This window comes from Faucicola osloensis, from assembly GCF_020041925.1.
Classification (GTDB): domain Bacteria; phylum Pseudomonadota; class Gammaproteobacteria; order Pseudomonadales; family Moraxellaceae; genus Faucicola; species Faucicola osloensis_D.
In genome coordinates this window covers 1,824,962-1,843,753 of the sequence record NZ_CP083409.1, presented here as the reverse complement: position 1 = coordinate 1,843,753, position 18,792 = coordinate 1,824,962, and the positions used below count along the sequence as shown (strand labels likewise).

At 44.3% G+C, this 18,792-nt stretch carries 13 protein-coding genes; 1 reads left to right on the top strand and 12 read right to left on the bottom strand.

Annotation, left to right across the window (positions count from 1 at the left end; genetic code table 11):
* Positions 1-16 precede the first annotated feature (16 nt).
* From LAJ61_RS08115 to LAJ61_RS08065, 11 genes are all read right to left on the bottom strand, one after another.
* A complete protein-coding gene (locus LAJ61_RS08115) occupies positions 17-556 on the bottom strand; it encodes a tyrosine-protein phosphatase (RefSeq protein ID WP_224053510.1) in 540 nt (179 codons plus the stop codon).
* Positions 557-705: 149 nt separating this feature from the next.
* Positions 706-2,127, bottom strand: a complete 1,422-nt coding sequence (locus LAJ61_RS08110) for an FAD-dependent oxidoreductase (RefSeq protein WP_224053509.1) — start codon at positions 2,125-2,127, stop codon at positions 706-708.
* Positions 2,128-2,291: 164 nt separating this feature from the next.
* On the bottom strand, positions 2,292-6,761 hold the full coding sequence (gltB, locus tag LAJ61_RS08105) for a glutamate synthase large subunit (protein WP_224053508.1): 4,470 nt from the start codon (positions 6,759-6,761) through the stop codon (positions 2,292-2,294).
* A gap of 222 nt (positions 6,762-6,983) precedes the next feature.
* Complete coding sequence (locus LAJ61_RS08100; protein ID WP_224053507.1) at positions 6,984-7,967, bottom strand: hypothetical protein; 984 nt, start codon at positions 7,965-7,967, stop codon at positions 6,984-6,986.
* Positions 7,968-8,036: 69 nt separating this feature from the next.
* Complete coding sequence (aroB, locus tag LAJ61_RS08095; protein WP_224053506.1) at positions 8,037-9,134, bottom strand: 3-dehydroquinate synthase; 1,098 nt, start codon at positions 9,132-9,134, stop codon at positions 8,037-8,039.
* Positions 9,135-9,202: 68 nt separating this feature from the next.
* The gene (locus tag LAJ61_RS08090; protein ID WP_160002372.1) at positions 9,203-9,739 is read right to left on the bottom strand and encodes a shikimate kinase; all 537 of its coding nucleotides are present in this window, start codon (positions 9,737-9,739) and stop codon (positions 9,203-9,205) included.
* A 107-nt stretch (positions 9,740-9,846) separates the two neighbouring features.
* Complete coding sequence (pilQ, locus tag LAJ61_RS08085; protein WP_224053505.1) at positions 9,847-12,177, bottom strand: type IV pilus secretin PilQ; 2,331 nt, start codon at positions 12,175-12,177, stop codon at positions 9,847-9,849.
* Positions 12,178-12,194: 17 nt separating this feature from the next.
* The gene (locus LAJ61_RS08080; RefSeq protein WP_224053504.1) at positions 12,195-12,728 is read right to left on the bottom strand and encodes a pilus assembly protein PilP; all 534 of its coding nucleotides are present in this window, start codon (positions 12,726-12,728) and stop codon (positions 12,195-12,197) included.
* On the bottom strand, positions 12,715-13,476 hold the full coding sequence (locus LAJ61_RS08075) for a type IV pilus inner membrane component PilO (protein WP_224053503.1): 762 nt from the start codon (positions 13,474-13,476) through the stop codon (positions 12,715-12,717). Before LAJ61_RS08075 ends, LAJ61_RS08080 begins: the two co-directional genes overlap by 14 nt.
* A gap of 2 nt (positions 13,477-13,478) precedes the next feature.
* On the bottom strand, positions 13,479-14,150 hold the full coding sequence (locus LAJ61_RS08070) for a PilN domain-containing protein (protein WP_224053502.1): 672 nt from the start codon (positions 14,148-14,150) through the stop codon (positions 13,479-13,481).
* Positions 14,150-15,202 carry a pilus assembly protein PilM gene (locus LAJ61_RS08065; protein WP_224053501.1) on the bottom strand — a complete coding sequence of 351 codons (1,053 nt, stop codon included), beginning with the start codon at positions 15,200-15,202 and terminating at the stop codon, positions 14,150-14,152. The genes LAJ61_RS08070 and LAJ61_RS08065 overlap by 1 nt, the downstream gene beginning before the upstream one ends.
* A gap of 201 nt (positions 15,203-15,403) precedes the next feature.
* Between LAJ61_RS08065 and LAJ61_RS08060 the strand changes: the two genes are divergently transcribed.
* Entirely contained in the window at positions 15,404-18,130 is a 2,727-nt protein-coding gene (locus LAJ61_RS08060) for a penicillin-binding protein 1A (protein ID WP_224053500.1), read from the top strand.
* A gap of 128 nt (positions 18,131-18,258) precedes the next feature.
* On the opposite strand, the gene LAJ61_RS08055 is transcribed toward LAJ61_RS08060, so the two are convergent.
* The gene (locus tag LAJ61_RS08055; RefSeq protein WP_007116392.1) at positions 18,259-18,777 is read right to left on the bottom strand and encodes a DUF6586 family protein; all 519 of its coding nucleotides are present in this window, start codon (positions 18,775-18,777) and stop codon (positions 18,259-18,261) included.
* Positions 18,778-18,792: the final 15 nt, after the last annotated feature.

The window sequence follows — 18,792 nt, the reverse complement described above, 5'->3', positions numbered from 1 at the left end:
TGGGTTTTAAGGTTGGCTAATTAATAGGCTTTTGGCGTTGTAGCGCTAACAAAGCGTGTTGCACTTCTTGCACTTTTTTCTCGGTCAATAAATTACTGATATTAATCCAAATCCAGTGAAAGCCATACCCGCCGTCCTGCATTTCAATTTTGGCATGTTCAATCGTCCAGTTTTGTACCAAAATGCGATACATAGCAACGGTGATACCCGTACGATCTGAGCCATGATAACAATGCACGAGCACCTTGTCGCCACGCGCTTGGTGCCACAAAATATCATACAAAATTTCAGCAAGTTGCTGCGGCTTAATCGCCCAAGTCATCAATGGGTGATTGATAAAGGTTAGCGGTAAGTTGGCTAAATTTTCTTCGTTATCATCGCGATCAAAAAATCGTAAATTGATAAGGGTATTGATGCCGTATTGCTGGATAATACCTATATCATCGGGCGTCAGCTGCTCACTACGAAACAGCTGCTCATCGATTTGATAAAGATTGGCATGTTGACACCGTAATTTTGCCCAAGTAGCGGGACGAAAATGCTGCGCAAATGGCATGTCATTGACCTAGTAGTATGATGAATTTATGCGACATAATAGCCCAAAGTGGACAAAAACGCACCGAAATTTACCTGTAAAAAAACCCAATCAATATTGGGTTTTTTTGGCGTAATTAACAGCAATTCTTAGCTAAAGAAGGTTCATGCTTAAACATCTAGGTAATCTAGAATACCTTTAGCGGCCTCACGACCTTCCCAAATCGCGGTTACCACCAAGTCTGAACCCCGCACCATATCGCCACCTGCGAAGATTTTTGGATTCTTAGTTTGGTATTTATAGGTTTGTAACTCAGGTGCAATCACCCGTCCGCTATTATCCATCTCAATGCCTTGAGTGGTAAACCAATCAGCAGGGCTAGTACGGAAACCAAATGCCATAATCACCGCATCGGCTGGCAAGATTTCTTCTGAGTTGGGAATAGGCTCTGGGCTACGACGACCGCGGTTATCAGGTTCGCCAAGTTTAGTGGTCACCACTTTAACGCCCGTTACTTTACCGTTTAAACCGATAATTTCAATCGGCTGACGGTTAAATAAAAACTGTACACCTTCTTCACGCGCATTACGCACTTCACGGCGTGAGCCTGGCATATTCTCTTCATCACGGCGGTAGGCACAAGTCACAGAAGTTGCACCTTGGCGGATACTGGTGCGGTTACAGTCCATCGCGGTATCACCACCGCCAAGGACAACCACTTTTTTACCTTGTAAGTCGATGTACTCTTGTGGGTTCGTTTCCCAACCTTGGCAGCGGTTGACGTTTGCGATTAAGAAATCAAGCGCATCATACACACCAGATAACTCTTCGCCGGCATAACCGCCACGCATATAGGTATAGGTACCCATACCCATAAACACCGCGTCATACTCAGAGAGTAATTCATCAATGGTGACCTCTTTACCAATCTCGGTATTTAAACGAAATTCAATGCCCATGCTTTCGAAGACTTCGCGGCGACGACGCATGACATTTTTTTCCATTTTAAATTCTGGAATACCAAAGGTCAGTAGTCCACCAATTTCAGGACGTTTGTCAAATACCACAGGTTTGACGCCATTACGGACCAATATATCAGCACAGCCAAGACCGGCAGGACCTGCGCCAATCACCGCAACTTTTTTATCCGTCCAAGTCACGCCGCTCATATCTGGACGCCAGCCTAGCGCAAACGCAGTATCGGTGATGTATTTTTCCACATTACCAATTGTGACCGCCCCAAAGCCATCATTGAGGGTACAAGCCCCTTCACACAGACGGTCTTGAGGACATACTCGCCCACAGACTTCTGGCAACGTGTTGGTTTGGTGACACAAATCTGCCGCTTGGAAAATATGACCTTCGGTAGCCAGTTTTAACCAGTTTGGAATGTAGTTGTGAACGGGACATTTCCATTCACAGTAAGGGTTACCACATTCAAGACAGCGGTGCGCTTGGTCAGTTACCTTGTCTTGCTCAAATGGATAGTAAATCTCAACAAACTCGTGAGTACGGGTATTAATGTCTTTTTTTGAAGGGTCGACACGTGCGACGTCTAAAAACTGAAAATCGTTGTGTAATCGTTTTGCCATGCCCCAATGCTCCTAAAGCAATGCTCCTAAGTGAGTGGTATCCAGCGATTCACTGTATACCGACCTGCTTGACAGCGAACTTTTAAAATTTAAGTTAAAGGTAGAGCGCTTGTCACGCGCTACCTTTAGCAATCCAATATCATCAAATTATGCGACACAATCGCTTATTGTGGGTCTGCCATGGTCGTTTTTAGTAGCGAAGTAATGTTCGCAGCTTTTGGTTTGACCAAATAGAACTTACGAACATAATGCTCAAAGTCGTCAAGGATGGTTTGACCCCATTGGCTACCTGTTTTTGCCACGTGTGTTTTGATAATCGACATCAAGTTGATACGGTGATTTTCTGTTTGCTCACTTGAGATACGATGCATATCGATAAGCTCATGGTTACAACGATCAAAGAAATCGCCATCTAAATCAAGCACATAAGCAAAACCACCTGTCATACCAGCACCGAAGTTTAGCCCTGTTTTACCCAACACCGTCACCACACCACCCGTCATGTATTCACAGCAGTGGTCACCGGTACCTTCAACCACCGCAAAACAACCTGAATTACGAACCGCAAAACGTTCACCGGCAGTACCTGCTGCATATAGATGACCGCCTGTCGCACCATACAGACAGGTGTTACCGATGATAGCGGTTTGCTGGCTAGCAAACGTCGAGCCTTTTGGTGGGTAAATCACGATTTCACCCCCTGCCATGCCTTTACCGACGTAGTCGTTGGCATCGCCTTCAAGCTTAATGTTCAAGCCGCCTGCATTCCACACACCTAAACTTTGACCCGCAGTACCGGTTAAGTGCAAGTTGATTGGCGCGCTTGCCATACCATTATTGCCATGCAGCGCAGCAATCTCCCCTGAGATACGCGCACCGATAGAACGGTCACAGTTGCCAATACGATAACTAAAGTCACCGCCTTTGGCTGATTTGATGGTATCCATCATATCGATAACCATTTGTTCAGCAAGCAAGCCTTTATCAAATGGCTCATTGCGCTCAACTTGGCAGGTTTGTGGTTTGCCATCGCCTTTACTATGGGTAAATAATAGCGGCGCTAGGTTTAGGTGTTGTTGCTTGTTGGTAGTACCTGACATGACTGATAGCAAGTCGGTGCGACCCACAAGCTCTTCCATTGAACGCACGCCCAATGCCGCCAACCACTCGCGGGTTTCTTGTGCCACAAATCTAAAGAAATTAATCAGCATGTCGGCTTCACCGATAAAATGCTCATCGCGCAGTTCTGATTTTTGCGTTGCCACACCCGTTGGGCAGTTATTTAAGTGACAGATACGCAGGTATTTACAGCCCACGGCAATCATTGGCGTGGTACCAAAACCAAAGCTTTCCGCCCCCAATATTGCCGCTTTAACTACATCTAAACCAGTTTTTAAACCACCATCCGTTTGCACGCGTACTTTATGACGTAACCCGTTGACACGAAGCGATTGGTGCGCTTCAGATAAACCTAGTTCCCAAGGCGAACCGGCATAGTGAATTGACGACAAGGGTGACGCTGCAGTACCACCATCATACCCTGAAATGGTAATCAAGTCGGCATACGCTTTTGCCACGCCTGTTGCAATAGTGCCTACACCTGGGCGCGACACCAATTTGACTGACACCAGCGCGTTTGGATTGACTTGTTTTAAGTCAAAAATTAGCTGCGCCAAGTCTTCAATCGAATAAATATCATGATGCGGTGGCGGTGAAATCAAGGTCACACCTGGCACTGAGTAACGCAAACGAGCAATTAAGCTATTTACTTTACCACCGGGCAACTGACCGCCTTCACCGGGTTTTGCACCCTGCGCGATTTTAATCTGCATCACTTCTGCAGAACGCAAGTAAGCCGGCGTAACCCCAAAACGACCTGAGGCGACTTGTTTGATTTTTGAGTTACGAATCGTGCCATAACGTGTGGGATCTTCACCACCCTCACCCGAGTTTGAACGTCCGCCAATCGTGTTCATCGCGGTTGCAATCGCCTCGTGTGCCTCTGGCGACAAGGCGCCTAATGACATACCTGCTGAGTCAAAGCGTTTTAGAATTTGTTCAATGGGCTCAACGTCATCAACACTGATGGATTTACTGGTATCTAACTGCAGCAAATCACGTAACGTCGCTACAGGGCGGCTGTTGACAATCGACGCATATTCTTTGTAGTTGTCGTAGTCGCCCGTGCGTACCGCTTTATGTAGCGCTTGAATCACATCTGGGTTAAAGGCGTGGTATTCTTTGTTAAAGACGAATTTTAGCAAGCCGCCTTGGTCAAGCGGTACACGTTTGGTAAATGCGTTTTTTGCCAAGATTTGTTGGTCAATCGCCAAATCGTCAAACGTGGCACCTGAGATACGGCTTTCAACACCAGTAAAGCAAAGCTCAACCACTTCTTCTGATAAACCCACGGCTTCAAACAATTGCGCGCCGCGGTAAGAAGAGACAGTCGAAATACCCATTTTTGATAGGATTTTTAATAAGCCTTTGTCCAAGCTTTTGCGGAAGTTATTTTTGGCGTAAAGCGGATCACCCAACAAGTCGCCTTTATCGACCAAGTCTGCAATCACATTGTAAGCCAAGTATGGATAAACCGCGGTAGCACCAAACCCTAACAAGACCGCTAATTGGTGCGAATCACGTACCAAACCTGTTTCGATGATTAAGTTGGCATCTGCGCGTAAACCCACATTAATCAAGTGATGATGCACCGCACCCGTCACCATAATGGCATTGGCAGGTACTTTACCTTTTTCAATATTGCGGTCAGATAATACAATCAATACTTTACCTGCGCTTACCGCTTGTGCAGCTTGCTCACAGATGTGTTTGATGGCATCTTCTAATGGCATTGATTCATCATAATTTAAATCAATGGTCTCAATTTCAAAACCTGGTTTTGTGACGCTGCGTAGTTGCATCATTTTGCTCGATGACAACACAGGCGATGACAACACGATACGGTTGGCGTGGTCTGGCGTGGGTTCAAAAATATTCTTTTCGCTACCCAAACAAGTTTCCAATGACATCACAATCGCTTCGCGCAGAGGATCGATTGGTGGGTTGGTAACCTGAGCGAATTGTTGACGGAAGAAATCAGCGACGTGACGAACTTGTTTTGACAGTACTGCCATCGGGGTATCATCCCCCATCGAACCAACGGCTTCTTGACCGTTTTCGGCTGAAGGACGGATGATTTCTGTACGTTCTTCATTGGTGATATGGAACATTTTTTGCAGTGCTAGCAGATTCTCGCCCGTTTCACGTTGCTCGTAAGCTTTTTCTTCTAGCTGTTCATCATCCCGTAGACGTACCGCATTCTCCCGTAACCATAGGCGATATGGATGGGCTTTTTTCAGCTGACGACCCACTGCTTTGGTGTCCATGATGTTACCAGTTTCGGTGTCAATCACTAGCATTTGACCCGGTCCGACACGACCTTTAGCAATCACGTCTTCAGGCTGATAATCCCAAGTACCGATTTCTGAAGCGACGGTGATATAGCCATTTTTGGTAGTCACCCAACGTGAGGGACGTAAACCATTGCGGTCAAGCATACAAACCGCATAGCGACCATCTTGGATCACTAGACCGGCTGGGCCATCCCACGCTTCCATGTGCTGTGAGTAAAACTCATAAAACGCGCGTAAATCCATGTCCATGGTGTCAACATTTTGCCATGCTGGCGGCACAAGGATAGAAAGCGCACGGAATAAATCCATGCCCCCTGACACCAGTACTTCAAGCATATTGTCTAAGCTTGATGAGTCAGAGCCCACACGGTTGACTAGTGGTTGTAATTCTTGCAGCTCTGGAATCAAATCGGTGACAAATTTTGGCGTACGAGCGACTGCCCAGTCACGGTTACCATCAATCGTGTTTAATTCACCATTGTGGGCAAGATAGCGAAAAGGCTGGGCTAGTGGCCATCTTGGCAGGGTATTGGTTGAGAAACGTTGGTGGAATACCACAATGTGTGACGCCAAACGTTCGTCTTGCAAATCCAAGAAGAATGCGGGCAAATCGGCAGGCATGACCAAGCCTTTATAGATAACCACTTGTGAAGTCAATGACGTCACATAAAACAACGGGTCATCTTTTAGTGCGATTTCTGCTTTGCGGCGTGCAACGAATAATTTACGGTTAAAGGTTGCCTCGTCCATATTGATTGGGCAATTAACTAAAATTTGTTTAAAGCCTGGGAGTGATTCACGGGCAATGTCACCCACGATACTTAAATCAACCGGCACATCACGCCAGCCAGCGACTAGCAAACCTTGTGCTTCAATCGCTTGGCTTAGGGTATCTTGGCTATGCTGTGCTAATGCTTTATCAAGGTTAACAAATACTGTGCCGACGGCAAAAATTTCGTTTAGGGTAAAGCCATTGTCTGAAGCGATTTTTTTAAAAAATACTTTGGGCGTCGCAATCAATAGACCACAACCATCGCCTGTCTTACCATCGGCTGCTACGCCACCGCGGTGGGTCATACAGCTTAAACTATGAATCGCTGTTTGTACTAAGTCATGACTAGCTTCACCATGGGTATGCGCAATCAAACCAAACCCACAGTTGTCTTTGAACACATCGGGTTGGTAAAGATTATGCTGATCTGAATACTGATTTAAAGACATAAGCGTGTTCCCTTAACAAGCTGGTAGCAAAGAAATGGGCATACTATAAATATGTGCAATGTTTGCTATTGAATCATAAAATATTGGAATAGATAACCGTCATGTTTGTTATCTATATGTACCATAAGAAATAAAAATGATACCCTTCGTTATATTAACGAAAAAGGGTGAAAAAATCCACTGTTATTTGAATCCCAAAACTAACCAATTCGTCTAAAGTCACTAGTTGGCTTGGGACTTCTGCTTGATTAACTCGCCCATGCTATCCTTTGAGGCATCTTTGGATTTTGGCTTTTCTTCAGACGGCTTGCTGTGGGTTTGTTTGGGTTTGACGTCAGCATTATCGTTCTTGCTATTGATAACTTTTGGTTCTGAACGGGTAACATTTGAGTCGTTACTGTTGCTTTCAGCAATCACTTTACCTTCTTGGATAGAAAGAGTCTCTTGCGGATTGACTGACTTTTCAATGCTAGTTTTTGGTGCTACGCGTTTTGGTTCTGCTGCTGTGGAAGTCGCAGCTTGTGGTTGCCGTTCAACTTTGGCTTTTGGCGCAGGCAATAATTTTGGTGTGGCGTTTAGTTTGACTTCTCGCGCGGCTGTCTTACCCACATCACGAAGGGGCGGCGCGACTTCATACTCATCCATTTGCGGGGCATACATTTTAAATTCTTCAGGAAATGCTTTGACCTCTTTTGGTAAATTAAAATTCACTACTTTAGCCGCGCCAACCGCTTCTTGTACTGAGCCAAATACGCCATAGGTGACGACAAAGCGTTTTTGGTTATGGGCATCGACGATACGAAAATAATTAAATTTATCACGATCGTCACGGCTATTTAGGTAATCGGTGACCACTTCGTGCTCCACCACGTTCATGACTTGAACTGTCCATTTGCCGTTATTGGCCTTGATAAAGCGACTGTCCTTGAATTCTTTGGGATAGTTGCGCATATCACGAATCACCGCATCAAATTTGAGGGGTCTAACTTTGGTATTAAGCTCTTCAGGTGGTTTGGCCAATAGTAGCGCGGTGGGATCTTGATTTAGATTAGCATTACTCGCCGCTTTCACCGCACTTTTGGCAGGCTTTACCGCAGAGGCAATCCACACCATGACCGTCAAGCCGCCTGCAATCGCCGCTAAAATCAGCCAAGTGGTCACTTTAAATGCCCATGAACGATACAGCGTAGATAAAGAATGCACCATAAAACAACCTTCTGTCCGAGGTAAGATTAACGCCCGATAGGACGCTTTAACCCATCTATAAAATTTATATCAATTAGCTTTATCAGTCAAAGCCAGCACGTCTGTCAGTAACGCTGGATCGTACGCTGAAGTCAATACCGCTTGTCCCAATTTTTCTAGTAATACTAGACGAATTTTGCCGGATTTGACTTTTTTATCATGACCCATCAAATCCAGTGCTGTATTGACCTCAATGACTGGCGGATGGGTGGGTAAATCAGCACGAGCGATTAAAGAGCTAGCTCTGTCAACATCATCCGCGCTGAGCCAACCTTGTTTTTGTGACAACTGCATCGCTTGAATCATACCTACCGCGACTGCTTCACCGTGCAGCCAATTGCCATAACCTTCATGCGTTTCAATCACATGCCCAAAGGTATGACCAAAATTAAGTAGCGCACGCGTGTTGGCTTCAAACTCATCTTGCGCCACAATATCTGCTTTATGCTGGCAAGAAATCAGTACAGCTTGGGCTAACAAATTCAAATCGAGCGCGCGTAACGATGTCATATGGGTTTCAAGCCAAGCCAAAAACCCCACATCGCCGATTAACGCGTATTTAATCACTTCTGCTAACCCTGCTGATAGTTCACGCGGTGGCAAGGTTTTTAAGGTGGTCATATCTGCCAAAACAAGACGCGGCTGCCAAAACGCGCCAATCATATTTTTGCCCAAGCGATGATTGATGCCTGTCTTGCCGCCCACGCTAGAATCCACTTGCGATAACAAAGTTGTGGGAATTTGAATAAAATTCACACCGCGCATAAAACTTGCTGCCGCAAAACCCACCATATCACCAATGACGCCACCGCCAAGGGCTATCAGCGTACAGTCACGATTAAAGTGATTTTCCATCAACTGATCATAAATATGATCAATGCTTTGCTGGGTTTTATATTGCTCACCATCAGGTAAAATACAAGTTTTAATGAGTTTATCGGCAGGCAGACGTGCAACGAGTTTATCAAGATATAAGGGTGCAACTGTCTCATTGGTGACAACCAATACTTGTTTGCCGCCAATATAGTCAGCAAAATCAAAGGTTTCGATGAGGTTTTCCCCAATAAAAATGGGATAGTCGTGTGAACGTGTATGGACAATTAACTCACGGCGCATGGCAGTACTCATATCAATGTTATCTTTTTGTCATCTAGCAGGTTGTCATCAATTAGCTTGTCATATCGAGAGTGCTACATTTAGACGGTTATATTGGCGTCTTGCAATTGCAGCAAAATGTCATGCACCATTTTTTTTGGGGAACTGTGACCCGTAACAATGGTGATGTCAGCAAGCTGCTGATAAATTGGGTCACGTTTACAAAACAGTTCGGTTAGCTTTTGCTTAGGATTGTCTATTTGTAATAACGGACGGTTGCGGTCACGACAAGTGCGTTCATATTGAATGTCAACTTCTGCCCGCAGATAGATGATTATACCACGTTTTAAAAAATGGTGATTTTCAGCGATAGTAACTGCGCCACCGCCTGTGGCTAGTACGATATGATCGAGCTGGGTTAGTTTATCAAGCACACGTGTTTCGCGTTGACGAAACCCTACTTCACCCTCTTTTTCAAAAATCCAGCTAATACTCGCGCCTGAGACCCGTTCTATTTCCTGATCACTGTCATAAAACGTAAACCCAAGTTGCTGCGCCAACAGTTTACCAATTGTGGTCTTACCCGCACCCATCGGACCAATCAAAATAATTAACGGCTTAGGTTGATTACACTCCATAAAAAAACCACAAATCACTCTATAATATATTGAAAACATTATACTGTGATTTGTGGCAATGCGCTATAACACTATTTTGTTATGCAAAACGTCTGTTGAATTCTCAATTAATTGATACGACCCGTGTCATTCACCAATTTTGGGGTCACAAAAATCAATAATTCTTGCTTGTTATTGGTTTTTGAGGTGCGTTTAAAGAAGCGATCAACATAAGGTAAATCCCCTAAGAAAGGCACTTTTGTAACATTATTTCCTAGAATATTTTTAAATATTCCACCCAAAACCACAGTCTGACCATCATCGACAACTACACTCGTATTAATCGAATCCTTATCTATAGAAACTGGATTAGTAGAATAATTAGGTGTGCCATTCTCAATTAATAGCTCTAATCCTATCTTTCCTTCAGGTGTTATATTTGGAGTAACTTCTAAGCTAAGTGCGGCATCTTTAAAGGATGTAGAGGTTGCGCCACTAGCCGACGCCTCTTGATAAGGGACTTGCGTGCCTGACATGATTTTGGCGGTTTGTTTATCAGAAGTTAGCACTTTTGGACTGGAGATGACTTCACCCTTGTTATCCGCTTGCATGGCTGACAATTCTAAATCTAATAGTAAATCTGAAATGCTCAACAAGCCAAAGGCAATTTGTCCTGCAGGGTTAGCTGCACCTAAATTGACACTAAGGTTGTCAGGTCGTGTAATAGTGTATGAAGGATAATCAACAGTTTGCCCATTTACGGTCATTGATTGCATACTATATTTCTTAAGATCCCATATGGTCTGCTCAGAACCACCCACTAATAAATTACGATTACTGTGCACGCCTTGCGATAAAATGCCCCATTTCACCCCAAGCTCTTTGGTGAAAGCATCACTAGCGGTCACAATGCGGGCTTCAATCATCACTTGTTTGACAGCAATATCGATTTTGCTAATCAAATCACGGATGTTGCTGATGGTTTCAGCGGTGTCTTTAACAATCAAGGTGTTGGTTCTGGTATCGATTGTGACTGTACCTCTGTCTGTTAACAGTGATGTACTGCCGCTGGAGCGATCGGATGTTGCTCTGCCTGCTTCAATCAATGTTCGTACATTTTCTGCTTTGGCATAGTTGAGTCGAATATATTCGGTACGCAGTGGGTCTAATACTTTTTTCTCTTGCTGGGCTTTTAACTCATCGGCTTCTTGTTTGGCAAGTTCTGCCGCGGGTGCCACCCAAATTACATTACCATTAACCCGTTTATCCAAATTTTTACTTTTTAGGATAATATCTAAGGCTTGATCCCAAGGCACGTTAATCAGACGCAAGGTAATGTTACCACTGACGCTGTCACTGGCAACGATATTGGTATTGGTATGTTGTGCCAACACTTCTAAAATCGTCCGCACGCTGACATCTTGAAACTCTAGTGATAAAGGTGCCCCGCTGTAGGTACGCTCTTCAATGGTCGGCTCGCGCAGACGTTTGGGGGGATCGATATTGATATTTAGCTGATTACCTGTTTGAAAGGCTTTATAGTCATAATCGCCTGTCATGGCAACACGAATCACACCATTGCGTCCTTGGTTGGTTGCGATAACATCACGCACCAAGCCATTACCTACGGTCATTTGTTTTTGCAGGCGACTTGGAATGGTGGCGCCTGTCAGACGAATGACTAACTCATCACCCATGCGCTGCACATCCACAGGGATGCTGTCATTTACCAAATTAACGCTAATATTACCGCCGCCGTTCGAGGTACCATTAAAATTAATCGCTGCTAGACCATCATAGTTGTATTGTTGAACAACGGCGGCAGCAGGATTTAATAAAGGATTGACTTTGACTACCATGGTATTGGCGGGTGGCGCGACTTTTGGTGTTTGGGTCACGACGGCAACGGGTGGCGGCGTGACAATCACAGGAACAGGTTCAGTCACGACGACAGCAGGCGCTACTACTGCGGGCTGACTCACAACGACTGGGGTAGTCACCACAGGTGTAACGATTGCTGGATTGGTAGCTACGGTGGTTACTGCAGGGGTGCTTCCCTTCGGCTGCATGGAGACAACGAGGCGATTATTGACCACACGCGTACTATAGGTCGCTTGATTTGACAACTCAATAATCATACGTGTCATACTGTCATTGGTCAGCGTGGTGACATTGTTGACATAGCCTTGGTTATAAGTTTGCATCCGTGATGAAATTTGATTATTCACATTGGGAAAATCCAACACCAGTCGTGTGGGTGAAGCAAGTTCATAAGCCGTCGGCGTCACAGCACTATTAGCAAAGTCGATATTGAGTTCTGTTAGCACAGCGCTCGGCGTGGTAACTGAGATATTTCTAATCGTATCAGCTGCAAACACGCTGCTAGATACTAACATCGCACTCATCGCTACCGCTAGCTTAGACGTTGAAGTTCGAAATGGATAGGCATTAAAATTCATTGAGTTATCCCTTTGTTTTATTGACTAACTGCGGCAACAATTGAGTTTGGTTTTTCGACATAGCCGACACGACTGTCTGGTATGATTTCAATTAAGTTAATTTGGGTTGGCGTAATCTCTGCAATACGCCCATCATTTTTACCCATATAATTACCCACTTTGACACTGGCAATGCCCCCATCTGGGCGTTGAACAAGACCATATACCTCGCCAGATGATGACACCATCGTACCTTTATAGGTAAGCTCATTCAACTCAAATTGTTCAAGCGGTTCTTTGAGTCGGGTCACATCAGGTCTGACCCCTTGCATGTGCTGTACTTGATTGGCCTGCAGCATTAAACTAGGTGGCATAAATGGGCTACGCAGCTGTGAAGCGCTGTAATTAAACTCTTGTACCACTTCAGGTGTCGGTGGTGGCTTTACCGGTTGCGCGGGCTGTTGACGGATGTCCTGCATTTTTTGCTCTGCCAAACCGACACGGTCAGTACAGCCAGATAATAGGGCTAATAGCGCTAAGCAAATAGTGAGCTGTTTTTTATTTATCGCCATTATTTGCTTCCTTATTGTCAGACCCAGCGGCATTTTTTTGATTATCTTTTTGTGCCTTTTTCAATTCTTCTTCATTTAGCTCTTTTGAACGATAAGTTTTAACGTTCAAAACAAGATTGGTTTCTGGTAGCTTGTCTAAGCTAGGACTAGGGTTGGTGACTTCAAAGTCATGCAGGGTAATAATGCGAGGTAATTTAGCAAGCCCACTAATGAATGACCCAAATTGGTGATAATCCCCTAAAGCGGCAATACGAATTGGCTGCTCAATAAAGAACTCTTGGGACACTTCTGGCTCAACTTTAATATCCTGAAATTTGACATTACTGCCCACACCAACCATATTAATCCCATCCACTAGGTCAGAAATACGGGTGTCTTTGGGTAATTGATTGAGCAGTTCTTTAAAATCAGACTGCATTTTTGATACTTGGGCTTGATATTCTTTTAAATGACGTGCTTTGGATTCTTTTTGGCGATATTGATCGAGCAAGGTTTGCTGCTCGGCTTCGGCAGCGGCAATCTCCTCACGTTTGGTACTAATCGGTAAAAACCAAGTTAAAAAGGCGATAACAGCGACCATAAATAGCAAGACGGTAACCTTAACAGGCACAGGCCAGCTACCATAATTATTTTGGTCTAGTGATTTAAAGCTCTCGGCGAAGGCTTTAACATCAAACGATTTTTTTGCAGTAATTTGAACAGGTTTTTTGACAAGTTTCGGTCTTTTTAGCGGATTGGTTAATTTCACCGTTATTTCTCCTTACTCGCACTTGCCGCAACGCCACTGGCAGCGGTGGCACTGGCGACGTCGGTTTGCTTAACCATGGTTGTTACCACAAAAGTCACGTAATTGGCTTCTGGTAATGTTGCGCTGGTACTGCTAGCGCTGATGTTACCGGCAGCAGGTGCGGGTGTGGGGGCTTGATAAGCCACTGCATTGGGCTGCTGTATACTGACCACAGCCGATTTTTCTAACCACTGCGTCCCATCAAGACTGCGTATAAATGTTGAAATCACATTTGGATTGTCGGCTTGACCGGTAAAGGTGATGGTATCAGCTTCTCGCTTCATGCTGGTCAAATACATTTGTGCTGGGATAATTCTGGCAATATCGTCCCAAATACGAACAGGCACCGGGCGACGACCTTGCAAGTCTTGAATCACTTTCATACGCGCGATGATATCATCACGCTGCTGCTCGAGGATTTCGATTTCTTTTAATGCCTTGTCTAAATTAGCGTTTTCTTGTTTGATACGTTCATTAGCAAGCTGCTGGTTTTCTAGGGTATTTTTATAGTAACTCCATGCTGCAAAGGCACCGAGTAGCGATAAAAACAATACCGCAACCACTAAAGTCATAAACTCACGGTTTCTACGTTCACGAAGTTCTTGACGCCACGGAAGTAAATTAATCTTTGCCATTAATCAAAACTCCGTAACGCCAAGCCACAAGCCGCTATTAAGCTTGGCGCGTCCATAATCAGTAATTCAGTGTTGATATGGTTATTAATCGTCATATTTGAAAATGCATTGGCAATGCCTGTGCGGGTACCAAGTTTTTGTTCAACCATGCTTGCTAGACCCGCAATGCTGGCACTACCCCCACCCAACAAAATATAATCTACTTGGCTATTTTGGCTGGATGAAAAATAAAACTGCAGCGAGCGGGTGATTTGCTGCACAATGGCATCTAAAAATGGCATTAATACATCCGTATAGTAATCATCTGGCAATGACAGGGTGCGCTTATTAATCATCGCCTCCTCGAACGTCAAACCATAACGACTTTGAATACTTTCAGTTAACTGGGCGCCACCAAAAAGCTGTTCACGGCTGTATACAAACTCCCCGTCCTTTGCAATATAAAGCGTGGTTTGGCTATGCCCGATATCAATGAGGGCTACATGCTGAGGTTGACCTGGCAAGCTATCGACCATCAATTGAAAGGCGCGTTCAACTGCGTAAGCCTCTACATCCACAATTTTAGTATCCAGTCCCGCTAAAGCACCCGCATCGACACGTTGGTCGACATTTTCAGTGCGAGAGGCAACCAACAATACCTTACACATATCAGGCGTGGCTGAAGGACCTATCACTTCAAAATCTAAATTGACTTCTGATAAAGGATAGGGAATATATTGGTCAGCATCCAGACGGATACGAGATTCTCTTTCAAGCTCTGTGAGATCCGCTTCCATCTCAATAATTTTGCTAATAACCGAAGACCCAGATACGGCTGTCGCGATATGTTTACTAGAAAAGCCTCTACCACGGGATAATCTTGCGAGGGCGTCACTAACCGCGTCAATATCTACAATATTTTTATCCACAACTGCACCGCGGGGTAACGGTTCAATGCCATAATTTCTTAAATGAAATAGACCTTGCTGCCGTGTTATTTCAACCATTTTTATCGCAGTGGTGGTGATATCTACCCCAACGACCAGCTTGTTGTTTTTTGTAAATAACCTCACAAGTTTGTTCCTTGTATACTAAGTTCGGTAACGTGATTTTTACTACGCTACAATACTTTAGAAACTTTAGAGATTCAACCTTTAGTTAGGACTAATTTATTAGGTTGTTTAAAAACAATATAAAAGCAAAATAGATTTTTCACAGAACTCAAATTTTTTTAGGTATAATGGGGCTTTATTTTGCTTTGAGCTAATGACTTTATGACCCAGTCGACTGCTGCGACCTTTACTTGGATGAAATTTTTACTCAATCTCTTGGTTGCAATTTTAGCGTTTCTTTTTATTTTGGTATTAGCTTTCCCCATCGGTTTTTATGGTATGGCGATGTATATCTCACCTAGCCTGCCAAGCTTAGATGATCTTAAAAAAGCCAAGCTGTCAATGCCACTACAAATCTATACCGAGGACAACCAATTAATTGGCCAATACGGTAATGATATGTCTCTGCCAGTGACTTATGAGCAAATTCCCAAAAATATGGTGAATGCTTTTTTAGCAGCCGAAGATTCGTCATTTTTTCAGCACAGCGGTATCAGTATTAAGGGCATTGGGCGCGCACTGACCGAAGCGGTGAGCGAGGATAGCCAGACAGGTGGGTCAACGATTACCCAGCAGGTTGCCAAAAATTATTTTTTATCCTCCGAGCGTACCCTTAATCGTAAATTAACGGAGTTATTTTTAGCCCGTAAAATTGAAGAAAAGCTGTCCAAACAAGACATCATGACCTTATATGTGAATAAAATCTATTTGGGTCAAGGTGCGTATGGGATTAAAGCCGCCGCTAAGCAATATTATAGTAAATCATTAAATAACCTAACCATTGCTGAAATGGCAATGATTGCCGGTCTGCCAAAAGCGCCATCCAAATACAATCCTGTTGCCAACCCTGAGCGCGCGTTAGAGCGGCGTAACTGGATTTTGGGTCAGATGCTTAAAAATGGCGCAATTAGCCAAGCGCAACACGACGAAGCGGTTGCCGCACCCATTGGACTGCGCCTATACCAAGCAAAACTTGATAAAAACTTACCGTATTTGGCGGAAATGACCCGTGCCTCATTGGTAGAGAAATATGGCGAAGCTGTCATCAATTCGGGCTGGCGCGTAAAGCTTACCATTAATAGTGAAGCACAAGAAATTGCAGAAAACGCCATTAAACGCGGTTTATTTGCGTATGATCGCCGCCACGGTTGGCGTGGCGCTCCTGCTAATACAAAAGATAAAGAAAAACCTGGCAAGCTTGCCAACTTTCCAGTTATCCATTCTTTTTATCCGGTTGAAGTCACCAAAGTCTATCCTGGCAATGGCTTTGATGCGGTCATGAAAGACGGTACTCAGATTAAAGTGCCTTGGTCAAACATGCGCTGGGCGACCCTGCACTATCGCAATCCCAACTCAGCATTTATCTCCAACAACATCGTCAATCTGCATGATATTGTGTATGTCACATCAAATGCTGACAACAGCAGCTGGAGCTTGGTGCAAATTCCAGCCGTTGAAGGCAGCCTAGTATCGGTCAATCCAGAAACTGGCGCGTTACTTGCGGTCGTTGGTGGCTTTGATTTTAATAAAAGTAAATTTAACCGCGCCATTCAAGGCTATCGCCAACCAGGCTCAACCATCAAGCCATTAATCTACACCGCTGCCCTAGAAAAAGGCTTTAGCCCAGATACCCTGATATCTGATGATCCATTGACCATCGGCTCATGGAAACCCAAAAACTCAGACGGTCGCAATTTGGGGATGATTCCACTGCGTAAAGGTTTATACCTATCACGTAACCTAGTATCGATTCGGGTACTACGTTCAGCAGGTATCTCTGATACGCGTGAGCTACTTAATGAGTTTGGGTTGGAAAAAGAACGCATGCCAAACACGTTATCATTGGCACTCGGTTCGGGTGAAGCAACCCCATTACAGATGGCGACGGGCTATGCGACCTTTGCCAACGGCGGTCACCGTATTCAACCTTATTTTATTCAGCAGATTTTTGACTACAACGGTAAGCTGCAATACCAAGCTAACCCAAAACAAGCCTGTGCGGTATGCTTTAACAATGATTTACAGCAAACCAATGAAGACAACTTAACTGCCTTCCAAAAACAACGAGCTGCCTTGTTAAGTGGTCAGAGTGGCGACGCTGAAGCGGGCGATAAAGCGACTGAAAAATCGGATTTATTCAACGCAAACCCACTGGCTAAAACCAAAGAACCAGACAGTTTAGACAAACAAGATAAGAAAAAGCTCAGCAAAGAAGAAGCGGCATTAGAAGCCAGCACTCAGCAAATGCTAGCACGCCAAGCGTCCCTTGAAGCGCAGTTATATGATGCAGGTCCCGACACTGATAAGCTAAAACCTATGCCTATTCAGTATATTCCAGCGCAGCAAGCGCCGCGTATTATTTCTTCTAACGTGGCATTCCAAATGGCGAATATCTTACGTGATGTCATCCAGCGCGGTACCGCGATTAAGGCGCGGGCGTTAGGTCGCTCAGATGTAGGTGGCAAGACAGGTACTACCAATGATGCCAAAGATGCGTGGTTTGCTGGTATCCACCCTAGAATGGTGACGACAGTTTGGGTCGGTTTTGACCAACCTATCGGTATGGGTAAAAAAGAATTTGGTGGCGTGGCGGCGCTACCCATTTGGTTGGATTTCACCTCTAAAATGCTCAAAGGTCAGCCTGTGGAATGGGTGTCAGTGAATAATCGCGCCAAATCCAAAAAACAAGAGCAGGAAACCATTGAGCTTACTGACAATGGGACTAGACGCGTCGATAGCAAGGGCAATGAAATCGCCAGTGATGACAGTAAACCCCCGCAAGCGGTTACCCAAAAACGCCCTGAGGAACAAGCATCCGTGCCGATGCCAACGACGGGTAACAATATCAATTATGCTCAGTTAAATAACAATAAACCACTGAATGAATGAGCCGTTAATAAACCTTAGTTAATAAACCTTAATAAAAAAGCTCGATTAATTATCGAGCTTTTTATGGTCTTTGATAAGTATTAATGGGATAAGTAACAAGGTGATAAATACCAAAATTGATTAAACGATTAAAACTCAATCATCCCTTCTCGCAAACTATCAATGGTATCCACCAAATCACCACGCCATTGGCGAATCATATCGACTGAAATATTAGTACTTGATGGACTTGCCATAACATCAATTACCGGCAATTTGGCATTTTTATTGCTTTCATCACTCTCATTTCCAAGGTTTTGTGGCACAGGTTTATAGATAATTTGCTGCCATGCTTTCTCGATATCACCTAAATAATCATTAGCTAATAGTTGCTTTAACCGCATGACTTCAGGTGATACTTGGGTTTTAGCTTCCAAGGCATCACTAATTGATTGCAGACTCGGATTTGGCATAGTTAAATTATAATAGCGCGCTACTTCTTGTAAAAATGCCAAATACCCGCCGTACAAATGCATGAGCGCGCTCTCTATATGCGCCTCTTGTAATTGCCCTTTTGGCGTCTGTTCAGCTTGCTGACAATAAATTCGACAAAAATACATTTTTTGATTGGTTCTATCTGCTTGATAACGTGCAACACGACCTGCCATATTTTTTCCTTACAC